Annotated in this window: 1 protein-coding gene; it reads right to left on the bottom strand. The window is 71.6% G+C overall.

From position 1 onward, the window contains the following. Positions 1–155: 155 nt before the first annotated feature. On the bottom strand, positions 156–1,900 hold a 1,745-nt coding region (locus AC1D01_RS32590; protein ID WP_477873637.1), incomplete at its 5' end, for a glycoside hydrolase family 48 protein.

The following is a 1,900-nucleotide window of genomic DNA, read 5'->3' as shown; positions in this document are numbered from 1 at the left end:
ACCTGGCGCCACTCGGCCGTGCTGGCCGTGCGCGCCTCGCCGAGGCGGATCACCATGCGCGAGCCCATGGCCGCGGCACCGGCCGCCAGCACCAGCCCGAGGGCCAGTGCGGCGCGCCGCGCGTTATGAGGGTGGTTCATCGCATCCCCCTGTCGTCACTTGATGGTGACCGTGCAGCTGTGCCCTGCCAGCGCCAGCCCGGTGGGCACGGGCTTGGCGCCGCTGTAGCCGATCTGCATGCCGAACTCGACGCTGCCGCTGGGCGACACCGTGCCGTTCCAGCCGGCCGGCGTGGCCACCACGCCGCGGCCGCTCTTCGTCACCGTGGCGCTCCACGAATTGGACAGCGTGAAGTCGTTCGATTCGGTCCAGCTCAGCGACCAGCCGGTGATCGGCGCCGTGCCCGTGTTGCTCAGCTTGATCGCGGGCACCTGGCCGGCACCCCAGTCGTTGCTCGTGTCGAAGCTGATCGTGCAGTCGGCCACCACCACGTCGTTGTCGACCTCGGTGGCGGCGAGGCTGGCGCCGGTGTGGCCGGCGGCCGCCAGGTTGAAGCTCGCGCTGCCGTTGGCCTGGTCGGCATCCTCGGCGGCGGCGATCACCAGGTTCTGCGGCACGTTGTAGTTGGCCGGCGTGAAGCTCAGCGTGGTGGTAGCCRTGCCCAGGTCGGCGTCGCCGCCGGCGGCCTTGCTCACCGTCACCGTGACCGTCCCCGCCGGCGCCTGCGACAGGCTGACGCCGACGCTCGCGCTCGCGCCCTCGGCCACGCTCAGCGTGCCCGCGCTCAGCACGACGGCCGGCGTGCCGCCGCTGCCGTCGCCGTCGATGTTCGCGTAGTCGTTGAAGGCCATCGCGATGTCGGCCTGGGCCCAGAAGCGGTGGTAGACCCAGTCGGGCGAGGCGCCGCCGGCCAGGTAGGCCTGCAGCTTCGGCCACTGCGGATCCTGCTGGTACTTCGGCCGCAGGCTCAGGAAGGTCGCGTTCGAATCGATGGTCGCGCCCTGCGCGTTGGTGCCGGTCCAGCCCGAGGGCACGTAGACGCCCGAGCCGGTCGCCGGGTCGTAGGCGTCGTCGAAGCGCAGGTAGTCGGTGCGCTTCTCGGCGATGGCGATGCCCTTGCTGTCCTGGTAGCGGGTCCAGGCGCGGTCCAGCAGTTCCTTCGCGAGGGTCTTCGCAGCGGCGTTGCCGGATTTCGCGGCGTAGTGGATCAGCGTGCGCGCGAACGCGGCGGTGGTGCCGATGTCGGTCGTGCGATCGGCCACCGTGACGCGCAGGTTGGCGTTCGCGCCCGGCGAGGCGGGGTTCCAGGTGTCGGGCTGGCCGCTCCACTTCAGCGTGCTCGGGATCGCGTAGCTGCCGTCGGCGTTCAACACCGTCTGCGCCGAGGCCCAGGCCACCCACTTGTCGAGCAGCGCCTTCGCCTTCGCGTCGCCGCTCGCGCGGTAGTACTCGGCCACCCGCTGCATCGACCACACCTGCATGCCGAACCACTCGTTCGAACCCGGGTCGTGGTAGACCGGGTTCTCGTCGTAGGCCATGCCGTAGAAGGTGGCCGTGCCGGCAGGCGGTGCGCCGTAGTTGCCGCCCCAGCTGTTGGTGGCGCCGCCGGCGATCGCGCCGTCGGCCGACTGCAGCCAGCGGTAGAACTCGAGCTGGCGCGCGAGGCTCTTGCCCCAGTCGGCGGCCGCCGTCGGCGAGCCCGGCTTGAAGTCGGCCTGCGTCGACAGCGCCCAGGCCGCGAGCGGGTTCTGGTAGCCGAAGTGGTTGTGGCTGGAGCCGATGCGCCAGGCCCAGCCGGCGCTCGCGTCGGTCGCGCCGCCCCAGGCGTAGTACCAGCTCATCAGGTAGGTCTGGTTGTCGCGGAAGCCGTTCGCGTCCGGCAGGCCGGTGCCGGGCGCGC

The sequence above is a fragment of the Rhizobacter sp. P3_B12 genome, assembly GCF_056402895.1.
This window is presented reverse-complemented; position numbering and strand designations above follow the sequence as displayed.